This is a genomic window from Streptomyces sp. NPDC127068 (assembly GCF_042724695.1).
GTDB lineage: Bacteria > Actinomycetota > Actinomycetes > Streptomycetales > Streptomycetaceae > Streptomyces.
This window is the reverse complement of the sequence record NZ_JBHXEN010000036.1, coordinates 69,383-87,432: the sequence shown is the minus strand read 5'-3', so window position 1 is coordinate 87,432 and position 18,050 is coordinate 69,383. Positions and strand designations below refer to the sequence as shown.

21 protein-coding genes and 1 riboswitch are annotated in these 18,050 nt (G+C 72.7%); of the genes, 14 read left to right on the top strand and 7 right to left on the bottom strand.

What is annotated here, in order from left to right:
* Positions 1 to 71 precede the first annotated feature (71 nt).
* Complete coding sequence (locus ACFWIA_RS22665) at positions 72 to 1,637, bottom strand: alpha/beta hydrolase (protein WP_387007876.1); 1,566 nt, start codon at positions 1,635 to 1,637, stop codon at positions 72 to 74.
* Positions 1,638 to 1,960: 323 nt separating this feature from the next.
* Here ACFWIA_RS22665 and ACFWIA_RS22660 point away from each other — a divergent pair, with 323 nt between their 5' ends.
* The gene (locus ACFWIA_RS22660; RefSeq protein ID WP_387007860.1) at positions 1,961 to 2,218 is read left to right on the top strand and encodes a hypothetical protein; all 258 of its coding nucleotides are present in this window, start codon (positions 1,961 to 1,963) and stop codon (positions 2,216 to 2,218) included.
* A 438-nt stretch (positions 2,219 to 2,656) separates the two neighbouring features.
* Here the strand turns inward: ACFWIA_RS22660 and ACFWIA_RS22655 are convergent, their stop codons facing one another.
* Both ACFWIA_RS22655 and ACFWIA_RS22650 read right to left on the bottom strand, forming a co-directional pair.
* On the bottom strand, positions 2,657 to 3,295 hold the full coding sequence (locus ACFWIA_RS22655) for a LysE family translocator (RefSeq protein WP_387007858.1): 639 nt from the start codon (positions 3,293 to 3,295) through the stop codon (positions 2,657 to 2,659).
* 289 nt (positions 3,296 to 3,584) lie between these two features.
* Positions 3,585 to 3,863 (bottom strand): type II toxin-antitoxin system Phd/YefM family antitoxin, encoded by a 279-nt coding sequence (locus ACFWIA_RS22650; protein ID WP_387007856.1) that lies wholly within the window; start codon positions 3,861 to 3,863, stop codon positions 3,585 to 3,587.
* Positions 3,864 to 3,880: 17 nt separating this feature from the next.
* On the opposite strand from ACFWIA_RS22650, the gene ACFWIA_RS22645 reads away from it, so the two are divergent.
* The 4 genes from ACFWIA_RS22645 to ACFWIA_RS22630 all read left to right on the top strand — a co-directional run bounded on the left by ACFWIA_RS22645 (position 3,881) and on the right by ACFWIA_RS22630 (position 6,563).
* Positions 3,881 to 4,561 (top strand): ATP-dependent Clp protease proteolytic subunit, encoded by a 681-nt coding sequence (locus ACFWIA_RS22645; protein WP_387007854.1) that lies wholly within the window; start codon positions 3,881 to 3,883, stop codon positions 4,559 to 4,561.
* Positions 4,562 to 4,567: 6 nt separating this feature from the next.
* A complete protein-coding gene (locus ACFWIA_RS22640) occupies positions 4,568 to 4,870 on the top strand; it encodes a hypothetical protein (RefSeq protein WP_385494659.1) in 303 nt (100 codons plus the stop codon).
* A gap of 300 nt (positions 4,871 to 5,170) precedes the next feature.
* Positions 5,171 to 5,368, top strand: a riboswitch (cyclic di-AMP (ydaO/yuaA leader).
* Between the two features lie 4 nt (positions 5,369 to 5,372).
* A complete protein-coding gene (locus ACFWIA_RS22635; protein WP_387007852.1) occupies positions 5,373 to 5,846 on the top strand; it encodes a C40 family peptidase in 474 nt (157 codons plus the stop codon).
* 132 nt (positions 5,847 to 5,978) lie between these two features.
* Positions 5,979 to 6,563, top strand: coding sequence for a DUF6328 family protein (locus ACFWIA_RS22630; RefSeq protein WP_387007851.1), 585 nt, complete (start codon positions 5,979 to 5,981; stop codon positions 6,561 to 6,563).
* Between the two features lie 32 nt (positions 6,564 to 6,595).
* On the opposite strand, the gene ACFWIA_RS22625 is transcribed toward ACFWIA_RS22630, so the two are convergent.
* Positions 6,596 to 7,054 (bottom strand): ATP-binding protein, encoded by a 459-nt coding sequence (locus ACFWIA_RS22625; RefSeq protein ID WP_387007849.1) that lies wholly within the window; start codon positions 7,052 to 7,054, stop codon positions 6,596 to 6,598.
* Positions 7,055 to 7,343: 289 nt separating this feature from the next.
* On the opposite strand from ACFWIA_RS22625, the gene ACFWIA_RS22620 reads away from it, so the two are divergent.
* Together ACFWIA_RS22620 and ACFWIA_RS22615 are read left to right on the top strand one after the other, a co-directional pair.
* Positions 7,344 to 8,201, top strand: coding sequence for a helix-turn-helix domain-containing protein (locus tag ACFWIA_RS22620; protein ID WP_387007847.1), 858 nt, complete (start codon positions 7,344 to 7,346; stop codon positions 8,199 to 8,201).
* A gap of 10 nt (positions 8,202 to 8,211) precedes the next feature.
* On the top strand, positions 8,212 to 8,463 hold the full coding sequence (locus tag ACFWIA_RS22615; RefSeq protein ID WP_385760080.1) for a DUF397 domain-containing protein: 252 nt from the start codon (positions 8,212 to 8,214) through the stop codon (positions 8,461 to 8,463).
* Positions 8,464 to 8,523: 60 nt separating this feature from the next.
* Here ACFWIA_RS22615 and ACFWIA_RS22610 read toward each other — a convergent pair whose 3' ends face one another.
* Complete coding sequence (locus tag ACFWIA_RS22610; protein ID WP_387007845.1) at positions 8,524 to 9,675, bottom strand: 8-amino-7-oxononanoate synthase; 1,152 nt, start codon at positions 9,673 to 9,675, stop codon at positions 8,524 to 8,526.
* A 210-nt stretch (positions 9,676 to 9,885) separates the two neighbouring features.
* Here ACFWIA_RS22610 and bioB point away from each other — a divergent pair, with 210 nt between their 5' ends.
* The 4 genes from bioB to ACFWIA_RS22590 all read left to right on the top strand — a co-directional run bounded on the left by bioB (position 9,886) and on the right by ACFWIA_RS22590 (position 14,196).
* Entirely contained in the window at positions 9,886 to 11,187 is a 1,302-nt protein-coding gene (gene bioB, locus ACFWIA_RS22605; protein WP_387007844.1) for a biotin synthase BioB, read from the top strand.
* A complete protein-coding gene (locus tag ACFWIA_RS22600) occupies positions 11,180 to 12,505 on the top strand; it encodes an adenosylmethionine--8-amino-7-oxononanoate transaminase (RefSeq protein WP_387007842.1) in 1,326 nt (441 codons plus the stop codon). Before bioB ends, ACFWIA_RS22600 begins: the two co-directional genes overlap by 8 nt.
* Before the next feature lie 61 nt (positions 12,506 to 12,566).
* Positions 12,567 to 13,379, top strand: a complete 813-nt coding sequence (gene bioD / locus ACFWIA_RS22595) for a dethiobiotin synthase (RefSeq protein ID WP_387007840.1) — start codon at positions 12,567 to 12,569, stop codon at positions 13,377 to 13,379.
* Between the two features lie 136 nt (positions 13,380 to 13,515).
* Entirely contained in the window at positions 13,516 to 14,196 is a 681-nt protein-coding gene (locus ACFWIA_RS22590; protein ID WP_387007839.1) for a class I SAM-dependent methyltransferase, read from the top strand.
* Positions 14,197 to 14,211: 15 nt separating this feature from the next.
* Here ACFWIA_RS22590 and ACFWIA_RS22585 read toward each other — a convergent pair whose 3' ends face one another.
* Positions 14,212 to 14,583 (bottom strand): fic family toxin-antitoxin system, toxin component, encoded by a 372-nt coding sequence (locus tag ACFWIA_RS22585; protein WP_387007837.1) that lies wholly within the window; start codon positions 14,581 to 14,583, stop codon positions 14,212 to 14,214.
* Between the two features lie 3 nt (positions 14,584 to 14,586).
* Complete coding sequence (locus tag ACFWIA_RS22580; protein WP_387007835.1) at positions 14,587 to 14,814, bottom strand: antitoxin; 228 nt, start codon at positions 14,812 to 14,814, stop codon at positions 14,587 to 14,589.
* Positions 14,815 to 15,006: 192 nt separating this feature from the next.
* Between ACFWIA_RS22580 and ACFWIA_RS22575 the strand changes: the two genes are divergently transcribed.
* The 3 genes from ACFWIA_RS22575 (at position 15,007) to ACFWIA_RS22565 (ending at position 17,980) form a co-directional block, all read left to right on the top strand.
* Positions 15,007 to 15,432 (top strand): GNAT family N-acetyltransferase, encoded by a 426-nt coding sequence (locus tag ACFWIA_RS22575; RefSeq protein WP_387007833.1) that lies wholly within the window; start codon positions 15,007 to 15,009, stop codon positions 15,430 to 15,432.
* 200 nt (positions 15,433 to 15,632) lie between these two features.
* Positions 15,633 to 16,970, top strand: a complete 1,338-nt coding sequence (locus ACFWIA_RS22570; RefSeq protein ID WP_387007832.1) for a hemolysin family protein — start codon at positions 15,633 to 15,635, stop codon at positions 16,968 to 16,970.
* Positions 16,967 to 17,980, top strand: coding sequence for a hemolysin family protein (locus tag ACFWIA_RS22565; protein ID WP_387007831.1), 1,014 nt, complete (start codon positions 16,967 to 16,969; stop codon positions 17,978 to 17,980). The genes ACFWIA_RS22570 and ACFWIA_RS22565 overlap by 4 nt, the downstream gene beginning before the upstream one ends.
* The last annotated feature ends 70 nt before the right edge of the window (positions 17,981 to 18,050 follow it).

Sequence of the window (18,050 nt, the reverse complement as noted above, 5' to 3'; positions counted from 1 at the left end):
GGTGTGGCCCCGGCCGCGCGGTGGCCGGGGGGGGGGGGCGCGCCGGGCGGGGGCGGGGCGCGCCGGGCCGGTCACGGCTTCGGTGCGGCGTGCGGGGCGCAGCTGACGTTCTTGCCGTCGACCTCGCCGGTCAGCAAGTACGTGTCGACGCGGTCGTTGACGCACGGGTTGACGATCCCGGTGACGCCGTGCGAGCCGGCGTTCTCCTCGGTGATCAGCCGGGAGCCCTTGAACCGCTTGTGCAGTTCGAGCGCGCCCCCGTACGGCGTGGCCGCGTCACGGGCGGCCTGCACGATCAGGACCGGCGGCAGCCCCTTGCGGGTGGTGACCTCGACCGGGGTGTGCTGCTTCGACTTCCAGGTCGCGCAGGGCAGGTTCATCCATGCGTTGGACCAGGTGAGGAAGGGGTACTTCTCGTGGAGCCGGGTGTTGTCCCGGTCCCAGGTGCGCCAGTCGCGCGGCCACTTGGCGTCGGCGCACTCCACGGCGGTGTACACGGCGTTGCCGTTCTCGGACGAGGCGTTGCCCGCGGTGTCCGACAGGTCGGGGGCGGCGGCGTCGACGAGTGCCTGGGTGTTCCCGGCGACGTACTGGCTCCACACCCGGGCGACGGGCACCCAGCGGGAGTCGTAGTACGGGGCCGCCTGGAAGTAGCCGATCAGCTCGGCCGGGCCGACCACTCCGCCGAGGGGGTTCTTCTTGGCGGTGGCCCGCAGCGTGCGCCACTGCTCCTCGACCTCGGCGCGGGTGTCGCCGAGGTGGAACACGGCGTCGTTCTTGGCGACCCAGGTCAGCCAGTCGTTCCAACGCATCTGGAAGGCCACGTCCTGGTCGAGGTTGGCCTGGTACCAGATCTTCTCGCGGGACGGGTTGACGACGCTGTCGGCCACGAGGCGGCGGACGTGGTCCGGGAAGAGCGTGCCGTAGACGGCGCCCAGGTAGGTCCCGTAGGAGACGCCCAGGAAGTTGAGCTTCTCCTCGCCGAGTGCGGCCCGGATGACGTCGAGGTCGCGTGCGGTGTTCGGCGTGGTCATGTGGGGCAGCATCTCGCCGCTGCGCTCGGCGCAGCCGTCCGCGTAGGCGGCGGCGAGCCCGCGCTGGACGCGCTTGTCGGCCTCGCTGTCGGGCACGGGGTCCATCTTGGGCGCCTTGACGAACTCCTGCGGGTCGATGCAGGAGATCGGCGCCGAGTGGCCGACGCCGCGCGGGTCGAAGCCGACGAAGTCGTACGCCTTGGAGGTCTTGACCCACAGCGGGTTCTTGGCGGTGACCCGGACCGGGAAGCGCATGCCGGAGCCGCCGGGTCCGCCCGGGTTGTAGACGAGGGCGCCCTGGCGCTCCTCGGGGGTGCCGGTGTGGCCGATCCGGTCGACCGCGAGCTTGATCTGCTTGCCGAACGGCTTGGCGTAGTCGAGCGGGACCGTCACCCATCCGCACTGGATCGGCTTGGGGAGCCCCCAGTCGGTCGGACAGTCCTTCCAGTCGACCCCGGCCTTGGCGGCACGCGTCGCGGCGATGGCGGCGCCGATCTGCTGGCGCTCCTGGCCCCGCACCTGGTCGCGGTCCCGGTCGCGGCCCTCGTACGCGCTGGCGGCGGGAGCGGCCAGCGCGCCGGCTATGAGGGTGGCCGCGATCATGGTTCCCGCGGAGCCGAGCGCGGTGGCCCGACTTGCTCGTGTCCGTCTCAAGTGGGATCTCCCGTAAGCAGATTCGAGTAAAGGCAGCGTGATCCTGTCCTGTGAGGGGTCCCTGACAACAGACGGGGTTCGAGTTCTTTGCCAATCCGATAACCGGGATGCCGCGTACCGCTCACCGGCGTGTCCGGTGGCGACCGGTATCCGGTGGTTGGGACTGGGGCCGCACGTGGTCGCCGAAGGTGGTCGTCGAAGATGCCCTCGCTGTCGGCTGGCACGAGGCCCCGGCCGTCCGTCGTCCGTGCGCCGTTCCGTACCATCCGCTGGTGACGTCCCGTCTTCTCTCCACGCCGCGCCGCCGATTCGCAGCCGTGCTCGCAGCGGCGGCGGCCGTCGTCGCGTTCGGGTCGTGGGCGCTGTGGCCGGTCCACGACCCGTCGTGCGTCGTCTACTCCAGCGCCTACCTGCCCATGGGTGCGTCGAAGGCGGAGGTCGACGCCGCCGTGCGGCAGGGCTACGAGGAGGCCCTCGCCGACGGCGCGTGCGGGCCCAAGCGTGCGCGCTTCCACTACTGGACCCGGTGAGGTCGGTCCTGGCGCCACCCTGAGTGGTCGCGGGGGCGTACCGGACCCGGGTTCCTCGGGCTTCGGTGACCAGTCGGGTACCGGCGCCGCACGGGGTCAGCGACGGCATCCGGCAGCGGAGAAGGCGGATCTCCCAGTCGGACGGCGACGATGGCGCCGCCGCCGAGGACGTCGCCGCCGGTGAGACGGACGAGGCGGACGGTGTGCGAAGGTGCGGCCTCGGTCGGCGAGCCGGGCCGGTGAGGGCGCGGTGGTGTCGGACGGGCACCGGGGACGGCGCAGGGGCGTCACCGAGCGCCCCTCGGGCGCGCCGGGCAGCAACGGCGCCCGGCTGTAGGACGACGGCGGCGGGCACGGGGCGAAGGCGGGTAGGGGGGCTGCGGGCACGGGGCGGTGGTCGCGCCGCGCCGCCCGTGGGACTCCGCGGGCGGAGCCGGGTCAGTCCGCCCGGCCGGTGACGGCGACGGTCACCCCGAGGCCGATCATCGTGCAGCCGCCGACGCCGCCGACCACGGCGTATCGCTCCGCGGAGCGGGCGAACCAGCCCCGTGCGGTGGCCGCGACGAGACCCCACACGCTGTCGCAGACCAAGGCGATGACGTTGAAGACGACTCCGAGCACCAGCATCTGGGCGACGGCGTCGCCCTGCGTCCGGTCCACGAACTGCGGGAGCACGGCCGCGAAGAACACGATGGTCTTGGGGTTGGCCACGCCGACGAGGAAGCCGTCCCAGAGCGTGCGCAGACCGCCCCGGGCCGCACCCTGCGCCGCGGCGGCTTCGGGCGTCACCCGTCGCTGTCGCACCGCCCTGACCCCGAGGTAGACGAGGTAGGCGGCGCCCACCAGCTTCAGCGCGGTGAAGACGAGCACGGAACGCTCCACGATCGCCCCCACCCCGAACGCGACGGCCACGACGAGGACATAGGCACCGAGCGCATTGCCCACCACCGTCGTCAGGGCCGCGCGGCGCCCCTGGGCGAGGGCCCGTCCGATGACGAACAGCACGCTGGGACCGGGGATGACGATGAGGGCCAAGGACATCGCGGCGAAGGCGAGTAACCGATCGGGGGACACCATGCCCCCATTGCAGCACTGCACCGCACCGCGCCTCCAGGGGTGTGACCGCACCACACCGCCCGGGGGGGGCGATGGGGAGCCGCTCCAGAAACAGACCGTCACGCCGGTTATCCGGGGCGGCCTGGTCGGTTCCCCGCCGTCCGGTCCCTCCCGGGGGCTCCCATCCGGCCCCGTCCGTTCGAGGGGTGGCTCCGCAGGGCGGACGCCCGGACCCGGAGCGCACAGCAGCGCCCACGCACCGATGAGGCGTGCGCGGGCGCGAAGTCTTGCCAAGGGGCGCGTAGACGCGCTAGCGGGCGTCCGGACCCCGGTGCTCCGCCGTGATCCCGAAGCGCCGCCGTTCGCCCGGAGCGGAGGGAAGGGGACGCAGGGACGACACGGAACTGATCACCGGCTCGCTCTCACGCTCCTTGAGCTCATCGAGTTTGCCCAGGTCATCCGCCGAGACCAGCGCGACGAGGGGCTTGCCGTGTCGGGTGAGCACGACCGTCTCGCCCCCGTACACGACGCGGTTGATCAGGTCGGCCAGTTCGGCACGTGCTTGCGTGACCGGGATCTCGTGAGCCATGCTCCCATCATAACGACATGTACGTCCTGTACATTTTTTCCTCAGAGGAGGCGATCGTCGTGACCCTTCAGTCGGCGGCCCGCTACGTCCTGCCCCGGTTCACCGAGCGGACCTCCTGGGGCCCGCGCACGCTCGACCCGTACGGCAAGCTGCTGGACGAGCGGATCGTGATGCTGGGCACCCCCATCGACGACACCGCGGCGAACGACGTGACGGCCCAACTGATGCACCTGGAACACGCGGCGCCCGACCGGGACATCTCGCTGTACCTCAACTCGCCCGGCGGCTCGTTCACGGCCATGACCGCGATCTACGACACGATGCGCTTCCTCAGCTGCGACGTGGAGACGATCTGCCTGGGACAGGCCGCGTCCGCAGCGGCCGTCCTCCTGGCGGCGGGCACGCCGGGCAAGCGACTCGCCCTGCCCGGGGCACGGGTGATGATCCATCAGCCCTCGCTCGCCGAACCCGTCCAGGGCCGGGCCGACGACCTGGCGGCCCGGGCCGGTGAGCTCCAGCGCACCCGCGACCTGCTGGAGGAGCTGCTGACCCGGCACACCGGGCAGCCGCGCGAGCGGGTGGCCGCGGACATCGAGCGCGACCTGTTCCTCGACGCGCCCCGGGCCCTGGAGTACGGACTCGTCGACCGGATCGTGGCGAGCCGCAAGGGCACCCCCGCGACCCGGGCCACCCGGTAGGCGACGGTGCTTCCCGACCTGCCCCCGCTGCCGGCGCTGACCCGCGCCGAAGGGGAACTCATCGACCGGTACCTGGAGGCCGTGGACCTGCTCGGCCGGATCAATCCCGCGCGCGCCGACGACACCTATCGAGGCCTGCGCGCCGCGCAGGCGCTCGTCGGCAAGGCCGTGGAGCTGCGGGACGCGCTGGCGCTGATGCACCAGCGCGGCGAGAGCCAGGTGCACGCCGACACGCTGGCCCGTGCGCTGCGCACCCTGGACGGCGTACGACGGGCGGCGCGCGTCGGGGTGCCACCGGACGGCAACTGACCCGGCGTCCGAGAGTCACCCGAAACGGCCCGGACGAGGTACCCCCGATCAGCGTATTAAAGGGTAGACATTCAAGGGGTTCCGACTTGCTTCATATGTCTACCCGATCCTTAGCAAACGACGTTTCACCGCTGGTACAGACGTCGTCCGATGTCCGCGGCTGCGCCCGCTCGGAGGACTGTCCACCTGAACGGGTCAGGGGTGAGGAGACTCACAAACCAGCGGTAACGTTCGGTTTTTCCGGTGTTCATGCGTGAAGATCCCTTCCGACGACAAGCCCCCGCCACAGCGGCGGGGCGGTCCGGGCGGACGCCGAGTCCTGCCGCCGCCCGGACGCCAGGTCGACAGGAGTGGATCGGCAGGAGTGGAGGACCCGAGCAAGACGGGCCGCCGGAGAGATCCGGGCGGGCCCTTGGGGTGAAGCCGCGTGAGCGGCCGGGCATCTTCGCCTGCCCGAACCCGACAGGTCATCCTTCACAGGCGGCTGACGAAGGGTTGCGCAATGACTGCGCTCAATCGTGTCCCGTCGCTGCTGACCAGGGCCGGAACGGCCTCGGCTCTGACGCTCGTCGCCGTAGGCGGCGGCATAGTGGCTCCCGGCGCCGCCTCAGAGGCGACCGCCGCGACGTCCGCGACCAAGGCACTCAAGGTGGCCGCCTCGAAGAAGGGCGCTCCCTACCGGTACGGCGCGACCGGGCCGAGCAGATTCGACTGCTCCGGACTCACGCTGTACTCGTACAAGAAGGCGGGCAAGAACCTGCCCCGTACGGCTGCGGGCCAGTACAACAAGACCAAGCGCGTGAAGGCGAGCAACCGTAGCAAGGGAGACCTGGTCTTCTTCTACTCGGGCAGCAACGTCTACCACGTCGGCATCTACGCCGGCGGCGGCAAGATGTGGCACTCCCCGAAAACCGGCGACGTGGTACGGCTCACGAAGATCTGGACCAAGAGCGTCAAGTACGGACGGGTGCGGTGAGCGATGCGACGAACTGAGCGGGGCGCACGGGGACCCGTGTGCTGACCGTCTGACGGGGTGGGGAACGGGGCGTGTGCGTTCCCCACCCTTTCGGTCCCCGCTGAAGCAGCCCGGACCGGTTACCCATGACACATGACTGATGAGCGGTCCGAGCGTCCCCTCGCGGAGAGCTCGATGCAGCGGGCCAACCGGAACTTCGGGGAACTCCTCCAGGAACTCCGCGTCACCCAGACCGGTGTGCAGATCCTCTTCGCCTTCCTGCTGACCCTCGCGTTCACGCCCCGCTTCCCGTCACTCGACCTCGTGCAGCGCAGTACGTACGTGGTCTCCCTGTGCCTGGCGATCCTCGCCGCGGCCCTGTTCACGGCCCCCGCGGCGATCCACCGCTACCTGTTCCGACGGGGTGCCAAGCCCGACATCGTGTGGGTGTCGTCCCGGCTGACCGAACTCGGGCTCGGGGCGCTGTCCCTGGCGCTCACCGGATCGGTGCTGCTCGCGGTGGACGTGGCCGTGGGCCGGGCCGGGGGCGTCGCCGCCGCCGTGGGCACCCTGGCGGTGTGCGCGGGACTGTGGGTCGTCCTGCCCTGGCAGGTGCTGCGGCGCCTGAACCGCCGCTCGGCCGCACGGGCCTCCTGGGCGGGCGAAGGACGGAATCCGGACGGGACCCCGGGGGCACGGCGGGGAAGTCCGGGACGGCGCGGTGACGGCCCGCCCTGACCGGTTCTCGTCGTTCCGCACGCCCCCGCGCCTCAGCGCTGGGCGGGACGGTCAGCGCTGGGCGAGCGCCACCACCGCTGCACGGGCAGGGCGATCCACACCGTCTTGCCGCCCTCGGGGGTGGGACTGACCGACAGCCGCCCCCCGTGCTCGACGGTGAGCGAGCGGATGATGGCCATGCCACGGCCGTTGTCCTGCTGAACGGCCGCCGGGAGGCGCTGGGGATGGCGCGGGTGGCTGTCGGTGACCCCGACGCGCAGCTGCTCGTCCCTGAGCAGTTCCACGTCGACGGTGAACGTGGGCGACTGACCGAGGGTGTGCTGGATCGCGTTGGTCGCCAGCTCCGACACGATCAGCCGGACCGTGTCGGTCACCCCCGCATCGGCGGGGATGCCCCAGTCCGCGAGGACGTCACTCACGTAGGCACGCGCGACGGGGACCGAGGCGGGCTCGCTCGGCAGGGTTACGGATGCTTCCTGATGATCTGCCATGGCGACGTCGTCCCTTTCCCACCGGGACCGGACTCCGGCGTGAGGCGGATGGTTCGCGGACGGTCCCGGACTGGTGCTGCGGCCAGCCTGCCATCTGCGCGCCGGTCACGGGGGCCGATCCACGAGGATGTGCATATATCTGTCGCTCGAAGCGGTGAACTCTTCCGCGCCGGCCAGCGAGTCCGGCAGTACGCCCCCTCGCTACCTCCGCACGCCGCTCGCGCCCCCGCGGTCGCCGCATCCTCTACCGTCTGGCGGTGGACCACCCACCGGCCGGAAGGAGTCGGCCATGCAGCACCGCCCCGCCGTACGCCGCCGCAAGCTCGGCTCCGAGCTGCGCCGGCTGCGCGTCCACGCGGACCTCACCAGCGGGGAGGCCGCGCGACGAGCGGGCTGGAACCAGTCGAAGGTGAGCCGGATCGAAACCGCGCGCAGCGGGGTCAAGGCCGATGACGTGCGGCTCCTCCTCGACCTCTACCAGGTCGACGACGAGTCGCTGCGGGACCTGCTCGTCGCGCTCGCCGAACCGGACGGCGCGTCCGGTCACCGCTGGTGGCACGACTACCGGCAGCTGCTGCCGCCCGCCTACCGGGACTTCATCTGTCTGGAGGAGCAGGCGAACCGGGTGCGCACCCTGGAGACCGTGGTGGTGCCGGGACTGCTCCAGACCCCCGGCTACGCACGGGCGGTGACCCGGGCCTCGGTGGTGGGCCTGCCGGAGGCTGAGGTCGAGCGGCTGGTGGAAGTGCGGCTCGCCCGGCAGGAGGTGCTGCGCCGCGCGGCGCCGCCCCGACTCGAAGCCGTCCTGGACGAGGCGGTGCTGCGGCGTCCGGTCGGCGGGGCCGCCGTGCTGGCGGGGCAACTCGACCACCTGGTCGAGACGGCGCGCCGCGGGCTGGTGCGGCTGCGCGTGGTGCCGTTCTCGGCCGGCGAACACATCGGGCTCACCGGCCCCTTCGTCCTGTTCTCCTTTCCGAAAACCGACGATCTGGATGTGGTCGTTCTCGATGACCTCACGAGTAGCCTCTACCTGGAGGGAAAACCTGAGGTGAAGGCCTATCTCGACGCCTTCACCTCAGTGGAGGAACAGGCCCTTTCTCCCGAAGACTCCCTGGACTTCATCGCGGGGGTCCGTCACGGCGCGTGAAGGAGGAACCATGTCCGACCGGTCGCGGCCGTTTCCCTGTCGCACCACCTCACTGATCGACAGCACCTCACTGGGCGACGTCCACTGGCGACGCAGCAGCCGGAGCACGGGGATGAACAACTGCATCGAAACGGCCCGGCCCGCCGGGGGCCCGGCCGCCGGGCGGCTCGCCCTGCGCGACTCGAAGGCCCCCCGGGGACCGGTGCTGCTCTTCGCCCCCGGTACCTGGACCGCGTTCCTCGGCGGCATCGCCCGTCGGTGATCCACCCGCCGCCGGCCCCCGCGGCTCCCCCACCGCACTCCCCCGCACACCCCGCCCCGGTCAGTGCCGCGCGCCCGCCGGAGCCCGGTCCACGACCACCCGGACCGCCTCCCGCACCTGGGCGTCCGTGAGGTCGGCGCGCGCCGTCAGTCGCAGCCGCGAGATCCCGTCGGGTACGGACGGCGGTCGGAAGCAGCCGACCGCGAGCCCCGCCGTACGGCAGTCGGCGGCCCAACTCAGCGCCGCCCCGGGTGACGGGGCCCGCACGGACACCACGGCCGCATCGGGGCGCGCGGCGGTCAATCCGGCGTCGGTGAGCAGACCGTGCAGCCGGGTGGCGACGGCGCGGACCCGGGCGGGCCGGTCGGGTTCGGCGCGCAGCACCCGGAGGGCCGCCAGCCCGGCGCCGACCGCAGCCGGGGCGAGGCCGGTGTCGAAGATGAAGGTGCGCGCGGCGTTGACCAGGTGTTCGATGACCCGGGCGGGGCCGAGCACCGCGCCGCCCTGGCTGCCCAACGACTTGGACAGGGTCACCGTGGCGACGGTGTCGGGCGCGCCGGCGAGGCCCGCGGCGTGCGGGGCGCCCCGACCGCCGGCGCCGAGGACACCCAGCCCGTGGGCGTCGTCCACCAGCAGGGCGGCCCCCGCGGCCCGGCAGACGGCGGCCAACTCGGGGAGCGGGGCGGCGTCGCCGTCGACCGAGAAGACCGAGTCGGTGACGACCAGGGCGGGCCCGCTGCCCGACGCGAGCTCCTTGCGGACGGCGTCGGGCGCGGCGTGCGCGACGACGTCGGTGGTGCCGCGGGCGAGCCGGCAGCCGTCGATGAGGGAGGCGTGGTTGCCGGCGTCGGAGACGATGCGGGAGCCGGTCGGCGCGAGGGCGGTGAGCGCGGCCAGGTTGGCGGTGTAGCCGGAGGACAGGACGAGCGCGGACTCGAAGCCGCAGAAGGCGGCGAGTTCCGTCTCCAGTTCGGTGTGCAGTTCGGTGGTGCCGGTGACCAGTCGGGAGCCGGTGGCGCCGCCGCCCCACCGCAGCGCCGCGTCCGCGGCGGCGGCGGTGACCCGTGGGTGGCGGGTGAGCCCCAGGTAGTCGTTGCCGGCGAGGTCGAGCAGGGGCGAGTCGGCGGGGCGCGGGCGCAGGGTGCGCAGGAGTCCTTCGGCGCGACGGCGTTCGGCCTGTGCGTCGATCCAGTCGAACGGCGTTGCCCGCACGTGTGCCTCCGGGGTGGTGGGTGGACCGGTAGCAGGGGTGCGCCCGCCCGGGTGTCCGGGGCCGGGGAGGCCCGGTGGTTTTGTAGGCAGTGCACAGACCCTAACGGCCGCCCCGCCGGGCCAGGATGTGGCAATACCCACACGTCGGCGCAGCAGAGTTGTACGAAGTCTCCTTGGCCTGCCGGGGTGGCGTAGGCCAGGATCAGCGCCATGGACCTGCTGAACACGCTGGTGGACAAGGGGCTCCGGTGCGAGCTGCCGACCCGGGACGAGGCGCTCGCGGTACTGGCGACCTCCGACGACGACGTGCTCGACGTGGTGGCGGCGGCCGGGAGGGTGCGCCGCCACTGGTTCGGACGGCGGGTGAAACTCAACTATCTGGTCAACCTGAAGTCCGGGCTGTGTCCCGAGGACTGCTCCTACTGCTCCCAGCGGCTCGGTTCCACGGCCGGCATCCTCAAGTACACGTGGCTGAAGCCCGAGGAGGCGACCGAGGCGGCGGCGGCCGGGCTCGCGGGCGGGGCGAAGCGGGTGTGTCTGGTGGCGAGCGGGCGGGGTCCGACCGACCGGGACGTGGAGCGGGTCTCGGACACGATCCGGGCGATCAAGGACCAGCACGAGGACGTCGAGGTGTGCGCCTGCCTCGGGTTGCTGTCGGACGGTCAGGCGGAGCGGCTGCGCGACGCGGGTGCCGATGCGTACAACCACAACCTCAACACCTCCGAGGGCACGTACGGACGGATCACGACCACCCACACCTACGCCGACCGGGTGGACACCGTGCGCCGGGCGCACGCGGCGGGCTTGTCGCCGTGCTCCGGGCTGATCGCCGGGATGGGTGAGAGCGACGAGGACCTGGTCGACGTGGTGTTCGCGCTGCGGGCGTTGGACCCGGACTCGGTGCCCGTGAACTTCCTGATCCCGTTCGAGGGGACCCCGCTGGCGAAGGAGTGGAACCTCACGCCCCAGCGGTGCCTGCGCGTGCTGGCGATGACCCGGTTCGTGTGCCCCGACGCGGAGGTGCGGATCGCCGCCGGTCGGGAGGTCCATCTGCGCACGCTCCAGCCGTTGGCGCTGCACCTGGCCAACTCCCTTTTCCTGGGCGACTACTTGACCAGTGAGGGGCAGGCGGGCCGGGCCGACCTGGAGATGATCGCCGACGCCGGCTTCGAGGTGGAGGGCGCGGACCGGGTGACCCTGCCGGAGCACCGGGCCGCGGGCTCCCCCGGTGGCGGGTGCGGCTCCCACGGCGGGTGCGGTTCGCACGACGGCGGGTCCGGATGCGCGTCCGGCGGCGTCGGGGCGCCCGGCTCTGAGGGCGCAGAGGCCGCGGAGGCCACCGAGGGCACGGACGCCGTCCCGGTGGCGTCCGGGGGATGCGGGCCGTGCGCCGGCCCGGCGCCCGCGGTGGCCGCCGGAGCCGCCCCACCGCAGCCGGCGTCGCGGGCCCGCACCGACCTGGTGGCGGTGCGCCGGCGGGGCGCCGGAACGCAGGTGGCGCCCAATGCGTGAGCCTTCGGGCGGGGCGCTGACCGAGGGCGGGCTGCGCGACCTGGTCGACCTGGACCGGAAACACGTCTGGCACCCGTACGGTCCGATGCCCGGTCGTCAGGAACCGCTCGTGGTGGTCTCGGCCGACGGGGTGCGGCTGCGGCTCGCCGACGGGTGCGGTGAGCGGTGGGGCGGCCCCGACGAACTGGTCGACGCCATGTCCTCGTGGTGGTCGGCGATCCACGGCTACAACCACCCCGTCCTCAACGAGGCGGTGCGCGACCAGCTCGGCCGGATGAGCCATGTGATGTTCGGCGGGCTCACCCACGAGCCGGCCGTGCGGCTGGCGAAGAAGCTGGTCGACATCACGCCGGACGGGTTGGAGCACGTCTTCCTCTCCGACTCGGGTTCGGTGTCGGTCGAGGTCGCGGTGAAGATGTGCCTCCAGTACTGGCGTTCCCTCGGGCGGCCCGAGAAGCAGCGGCTCATGACCTGGCGCGGCGGCTACCACGGCGACACCTGGCAGCCGATGGCCGTGTGCGACCCGGACGGCGGGATGCACACCCTGTGGTCCGGCGTGCTGCCCCGGCAGGTGTTCGCGGACGCTCCCCCGGCCGGCTACGAGGAGGCGTACGCGGACCACCTGCGGGAGACGGTCGCCCGGTACGCCGGGGAGCTGGCCGCGGTGATCGTGGAGCCGGTGGTGCAGGGCGCGGGAGGGATGCGCTTCCATCCGCCGGAGTACCTGCGGGTGCTGCGGGAGGTGTGCGACGAGCAGGGCGTGCTGTTGGTCCTGGACGAGATCGCCACCGGTTTCGGCCGCACGGGCGAGCTGTTCGCGGCCGACCACGCCCGCGTCACGCCGGATGTGATGTGCGTGGGCAAGGCGCTGACCGGCGGCTACGTGTCGATGGCGGCGACCCTGTGCACCGCTCGCGTCGCCGAGGGGATCTCCCGGGGCGAGGTGCCGGTACTGGCCCACGGCCCGACCTTCATGGGCAATCCGCTCGCGTCGGCGGTCGCCCTGGCCTCCGTCGAACTGCTGCTCGCGCAGGACTGGCGGACGGAGGTCAAGCGGATCGAGGCGGGGCTGCACGAGGCGCTGGCCCCGGCGGCGGCGCTGCCCGGGGTCCGGGAGGTACGGGTGCTGGGCGCGGTGGGGGTGGTCCAGCTCGACCACGAGGTGGACGTGACGGCGGCGACCGGGGCTGCGGTGCGCGAGGGCGTGTGGCTGCGCCCCTTCCGGGATCTGGTCTACACGATGCCGCCGTACGTGACGCGGGACGAGGACGTGGCCCGGATCGGCCGTGCGGTGCGCGCGGCGGCGGGCGCGGGCTGAGGGTGCGGGCAGGGGACGGGCGGGGACGCCCACGGGCGGCGGAACGGAACGGAGGGGCGCCATGGCGATCCTGGTCGTGACGGGCACGGGTACCGAGGTCGGGAAGACGGTCACCACGGCGGCGGTCGCCGCGGTGGCGCTCGCCGCCGGACGGTCGGTCGCGGTGCTCAAACCCGCGCAGACCGGTGTCGCGCCGGGCGAACGCGGCGACGCCGAGGAGGTGGCGCGGTTGGCGGGGCCGGTGGCGGCACTCGAACTCGCCCGGTATCCGGAGCCGTTGGCACCGGCGACGGCCGCGCGGCGATCGGGCCTGGCTGCGGTGGGTGCCCGGGAGACGGCCCGGGCGGCCCGACGGCTGGCGGCCCTCCACGATCTGGTGCTGGTGGAGGGGGCGGGCGGTCTGCTCGTCCGGTTCGACGCGACGGGCGGCACCCTGGCCGACGCGGCCCGGCTGTTGGGCGCGCCGGTGCTGGTGGTGGTGCCGGCGGGGCTCGGCACGCTCAACGGCACCGCGCTGACGGCGGAGGCGCTGCGGGCCCGGGGGCTCGGTCCGGCGGGGGTCGTGGTGGGCAGTTGGCCCCGGGACCCGGACCTCGCCGCGCGCTGCAACCTGGACGACCTCCCGGAGGCGGCCGGCGCGCCCTTGTGGGGGGCCGTGCCCGAGGGGGCGGGCGCGCTGGAGCCGGGGGCCTTCCGGGCGGCGGCCGGTGGCTGGCTCGCACCGGAACTGGACGGCCACTGGGACGCCGGGGCCTTCGCCGCCCTGTGGTCCGCGCGGCCCTGGGGCGCACCGTCACCGCGGGAAGCACCCTCCCGGCTGGGGGCGGGCGGTACGGCACCGGGGGTGTCCGCGGCGCACGGGGCGTCGGGGTAGTCCGGCGCAGCAGGGCGCAGCCGGCGTACGGCGCTGCGGTGCCGGCTTCCGTCGACGGGTGGTGGCGCCCCGGTGCGAGGACAATGAGGATGCGTTGTCGTGCCGGTGCGGGGCCGGTCGGACCAGGAGGTTTCCCATGCGCCCGTGGACCCGTCCGGCACCGGCGCACCGGGACGCGGTGCGCCACCCCGTCTTCGCCCGGGTGTACGCCAAGGTGAGCGTGGCGACGGAGCCGGAGGTGGGCCCGTACCGTGCGGAGCTGCTCGCCGGTCTGAGCGGCCGGGTGGTCGAGGTCGGAGCCGGCAACGGACTGAACTTCGGGCACTATCCGCAGTCCGTGTCGGAGGTCGTGGCGATCGAGCCGGAGGCGGTGTTGCGGCGGCTGGCCCGCACGGCGGCCCGTCGCTCCGGGGCGCCGGTCGACGTGGTGCCGGGCGTGGCGGAGGCCCTGCCGCTGAAGGGCGAGGCGTTCGACGCGGCGGTGCTGTGCCTGGTGTTGTGCAGTGTGCGGGACACCGCGCGGGCCCTGGGCGAACTCCACCGGGTGCTGCGGCCGGGTGGGGTGCTGCGGTTCTTCGAGCACGGCGTGGCGCCGGGCCGGGCGATGGCGGCGGCGCAACGGGGGCTCGACCGGACGGTGTGGCCGTTCCTGTTCGGCGGCTGTCACGTGGCCCGCGATCCGGTGGCGTCGATCGAGCGTGCCGGTTTCGTCGTGGAGTCCCGGCGTCCGGTGGTGATCCCGGCGAAGGGGCCCCGGCTGCCCACCTCGTACCTGGTGTCGGGCACCGCCCGTCGTCCCCCGTCGGCCGGGGTGTGAGCCGGTTGCGGGCGCTCAGGCGCTCCAGGCCCGCAGTTCGTCGGCGATCTGTCGGACCGTGGCGTTCCCCGCCTTCACCAGCCCCGCCAGCTCGCGCACCTGTTCCGGCGAGGTGGCGACCTTGAGGCCGCTGGCGACCAGGTAGCCGTAGGCGACGGCGGCGGCGAACATCGCGTTGGAGCGTTCCAGGGCGGGGACGTGCAGGAGCACCTGGAGGAGTGCGGCGGCGCGGCTGAACGGGTCGTCGTAGACGGGCCTGCCGAATATCTCGGCCTCGTGTCTACTGACGGCGGCGACCAGGGCGCCCCAGTCGGTGACCTGGGGGTCCCCCGGTGTCTTGTGTTCGGCGATCATCAGGAGCCAGGCAAGATCGATTCGCAGGTTCAACCTTCAACGACGACCTTCGTGCTCCGCGCCGAACTCTTCGACGAAGACGGACTCGTACTGCTTCATGAAGTCGGCGGCGGCCTCGACGAACGTGTGCCCCGTCTCCCCGGCGTCCTGTCTGACCAGTTCCTCGATGTAGCGGTTCACGCTCATGCCGCGGGCGAGGGCGCGTTCCCGCGCGGCTCGGGCGGTGTCCTCGTCCACCCGGACGTTCAGCTGCGTCTTGGCCATGCCTCGACGCTAGCGCCGAACCGCTAGCGTCGGCAAGGTGGTCGGCGGGGCGTCCGGCCGCACCCGGCGACCGACCGTGCGCCCCCTCGTACGCCCCGTCGCCCCCGGCGACTCGTCGCCCCGGTCACCCGGCGCGGGCCCCGGCACGGAAATCGCTGGCCGGACCGATTGGCGCTCTGCTTGGCTCGGCCCATGAACGATCTCCGCATCCGCTGCGCCACCCCCTCCGACGTCGACGCCGTACTGCGGTTCTGGCACGGGGCCGCCGAGGGAACGAGCATCAGCGACGACCCCGACGGAGTGACCCGTCTGATCCGTACGGACCCCGGTGCGCTGCTGCTCGCCGAACGCGACGGCCTCCTCGTCGGCACCGCGATCGCCGGCTTCGACGGCTGGCGGTGCTCCCTGTACCGGCTGGCCGTGCATCCTGACCACCGTCGGCGGGGCATCGCCACCGCCCTGCTGACAGCGGCGGAGCAACGATTCGCCGCACTGGGCGGGCGGCGGGTCGACGCCATGGTCCTGGAGGCCAACGAACGGGCCCACCGCACCTGGGACACCGCCGGATACCACCGCGAGGACCGCTGGCGGCGCTGGGTCAAGCCGCTGTCGGGCTGACCGGAACGGCGTCGCACGGACCGGAACGGGGCTTTGCGCACCCTTTACGATGAGGTGGACCACCCTGATCGGCAGGGGGGTCCAGCTCATCGTCGTCCCCGTTCCGAAAGGTGTGAGCGTCCGCCCATGGGCGAGCCTCCCAGTAGTAGACATCGCGCGTTCTCCCCGCCCCTGCCCGATCATGGGACGGAGGTGACCCGATGACCGAAGTGCTCCTGCTCGGGGTGGCGATCCTGCTCTCGCTGGCCTGTGGTGCGTTCGTCGCGGCGGAGTTCTCCCTGACCACCGTCGAGCGCGGCGAACTGGAGCAGGCGGTGGAGCGCGGCGAGCGCGGAGCCGCCAGCGCCCTCAAGGCAGTCAAGAACCTGACCTTCCAGCTCTCCGGCGCCCAGCTGGGCATCACCGTCACCAACCTGATCGTGGGCATGCTCTCCGAGCCGTCCATCTCCAAGCTGATCTCCGGCCCGCTCCAGGACCTCGGGATACCCGCATCGGCGGCCTCCTCGGTGGCGCTGGTCCTCGGTACGGCCCTGTCGACGGTGTTCCTGATGGTGGTCGGCGAGCTGGTGCCCAAGAACTGGGCCATCTCCTCCCCGCTCGTCATCGCCAAGTGGGTGGCCACCCCGCAGCGCTTCTTCAGCGCCGCGTTCCGCCCGCTCATCACCCACCTCAACAACACCGCGAACCGCGCGCTGCGCCGGCTCGGGCTGGAACCCACCGAGGAACTCGCCTCCGCGCGCGGCCCCCAGGAACTGGTCGCCCTGGCCCGGCACTCCGCGAAGGAGGGCAGGCTGGAGGCCGACACCGCGGAACTGTTCGTGCGCACCCTGAACCTCGCGGACCTCACGGCGGAGAACGTGATGACGCCGCGCGTGCAGGTGATGGCCCTGGAAGCACGCGCCACCTGCGAGGACGTCGCCAACGCCACCCGGGCCACCGGACTGTCCCGGTTCCCCGTCTACCGCGGCAACCTCGACACGGTGGTGGGGGTCGTCCACATCAAGGACGTCCTCGCCGTTCCCGCCGAGCGACGCCCGCGGGAGCCCGTCTCCGCCCTGATGCGCGAGCCCCTGCTGGTCCCGGAGTCACTGACCGTGGAACGGCTGCTGGACCGGTTGTCCGGCAAGCGCACCATGGCCGTCGTCATCGACGAGTACGGCGGCACGGCCGGGGTCGCCACCCTGGAGGACATCGTCGAGGAGGTCGTCGGCGAGGTCCGCGACGAACACGACCCGCACGAGACCCCGGACCTGGCGCTCGCCGGCGAGGACGAGGACGGCCGCACGCTGTACTCCGCCGACGGTTCCGCCCGCACCGACGAGCTCGCCCGGGTCGGCCTGCGCGCACCGGACGGCCCGTACGAGACGTTGGCCGGGCTGGTCGCCACCGAACTGGGCCGGATCCCGGCCGCCGGGGACCGGGTCGAGGTCGCCGGCTGGCGGCTCGACGTGGTGGACGCCTCCGGGCGCCGGGCCGCCCGGGTGCTGATGCACGCACCGCCCCTGACCGCCGACCCGGACGAGGAGGACGAGCGATGATCGCCGTCCAGTTGCTGATCGGGCTGGCGACCCTGGTCGCGAACGCCTTCTTCGTGGGCGCCGAGTTCGCCCTGATCTCGGTGCGGCGCAGCCAGATCGAGCCGCACGCCGAGGAGGGCGACCGCCGGGCGCGCAGCGTGCTGTGGGGACTGCGGCACGTGTCCGCGCTGCTGGCCGCCGCACAGCTCGGCATCACGCTGTGCACGCTGATCCTCGGCATCGTCGCCGAGCCGGCGATCGCCCACCTGCTGGAGCCCGCGTTCGACGCGGTCGGGGTGCCGCACGGCCTGGTCCACCCGATCTCCTTCGTGATCGCCCTGACGGTGGCCACGTACCTGCACATGCTGCTCGGCGAGATGATCCCGAAGAACGTCGCCCTCGCGGAGCCGGTGCGCAGTGCGCTGGTGCTGGGGCCCCCGCTGGTCGCGGTGGCCCGGGCGCTGCGCCCGGTGATCTTCACGATCAACGCCTTCGCGAACGCACTGCTGAGGCTGATGCGGGTGGACGCCAAGGACGAGGTCACCGCCTCGTTCTCGGACGCGGAGCTGGCCCGGATGGTGAAGGACTCCGGTGATGCGGGCCTCATCGACGACCGCGCCCAGGAGCGGCTGCACGACGCCCTGGAGCTGGGACGCCGCCCGGTCAACGACGTGGTGCTCCCGCTGGAACAGATCGTCTACGCGCATGTGGGCGTCACCCCGGAACAGCTGGAACGGCTGTCGGCGCAGTCGGGCTTCTCCCGGTTCCCGGTGGTGGACGACAACCGTCGGATCGTCGGCTACCTGCACGTCAAGGACGCGCTCGACGTGTCACCGCGGGACCTTCCGTTCCAGGTCAAGGACATGCGGTCGATCGCCCGGGTCCGGGCGACGACCCCGCTGGACGACGTGTTGACGGCGATGCGCAGCAGCCGCACGCACCTGGCCGCCGTGCTCGGTGCGGACGGCAAGCTGGCGGGCCTGGTGACCATGGAGGACGTGCTGCGGGAGCTGTTCGGACAGCCCGTGTAGCCACCCGTCGTCCACCGCCGTGGCGGGTGTCACCGGTCCGGTGGCACCCCCCACGCCGAGAGCAACGACC

Bases quoted from the DNA above. Each gene is read 5' to 3' on its own strand.
- ACFWIA_RS22665 (WP_387007876.1), bottom strand. From the start codon at position 1,637: ATGATCGCGGCCACCCTCATAGCCGGCGCGCTGGCCGCTCCCGCCGCC.
- ACFWIA_RS22655 (WP_387007858.1), bottom strand. From the start codon at position 3,295: ATGGTGTCCCCCGATCGGTTACTCGCCTTCGCCGCGATGTCCTTGGCC.
- ACFWIA_RS22650 (WP_387007856.1), bottom strand. From the start codon at position 3,863: ATGGCTCACGAGATCCCGGTCACGCAAGCACGTGCCGAACTGGCCGAC.
- ACFWIA_RS22645 (WP_387007854.1), top strand. From the start codon at position 3,881: ATGTACGTCCTGTACATTTTTTCCTCAGAGGAGGCGATCGTCGTGACC.
- ACFWIA_RS22635 (WP_387007852.1), top strand. From the start codon at position 5,373: ATGACTGCGCTCAATCGTGTCCCGTCGCTGCTGACCAGGGCCGGAACG.
- ACFWIA_RS22630 (WP_387007851.1), top strand. From the start codon at position 5,979: ATGACTGATGAGCGGTCCGAGCGTCCCCTCGCGGAGAGCTCGATGCAG.
- ACFWIA_RS22625 (WP_387007849.1), bottom strand. From the start codon at position 7,054: ATGGCAGATCATCAGGAAGCATCCGTAACCCTGCCGAGCGAGCCCGCC.
- ACFWIA_RS22620 (WP_387007847.1), top strand. From the start codon at position 7,344: ATGCAGCACCGCCCCGCCGTACGCCGCCGCAAGCTCGGCTCCGAGCTG.
- ACFWIA_RS22615 (WP_385760080.1), top strand. From the start codon at position 8,212: ATGTCCGACCGGTCGCGGCCGTTTCCCTGTCGCACCACCTCACTGATC.
- bioB (WP_387007844.1), top strand. From the start codon at position 9,886: ATGGACCTGCTGAACACGCTGGTGGACAAGGGGCTCCGGTGCGAGCTG.
- ACFWIA_RS22600 (WP_387007842.1), top strand. From the start codon at position 11,180: ATGCGTGAGCCTTCGGGCGGGGCGCTGACCGAGGGCGGGCTGCGCGAC.
- bioD (WP_387007840.1), top strand. From the start codon at position 12,567: ATGGCGATCCTGGTCGTGACGGGCACGGGTACCGAGGTCGGGAAGACG.
- ACFWIA_RS22590 (WP_387007839.1), top strand. From the start codon at position 13,516: ATGCGCCCGTGGACCCGTCCGGCACCGGCGCACCGGGACGCGGTGCGC.
- ACFWIA_RS22580 (WP_387007835.1), bottom strand. From the start codon at position 14,814: ATGGCCAAGACGCAGCTGAACGTCCGGGTGGACGAGGACACCGCCCGA.
- ACFWIA_RS22575 (WP_387007833.1), top strand. From the start codon at position 15,007: ATGAACGATCTCCGCATCCGCTGCGCCACCCCCTCCGACGTCGACGCC.
- ACFWIA_RS22570 (WP_387007832.1), top strand. From the start codon at position 15,633: ATGACCGAAGTGCTCCTGCTCGGGGTGGCGATCCTGCTCTCGCTGGCC.
- ACFWIA_RS22565 (WP_387007831.1), top strand. From the start codon at position 16,967: ATGATCGCCGTCCAGTTGCTGATCGGGCTGGCGACCCTGGTCGCGAAC.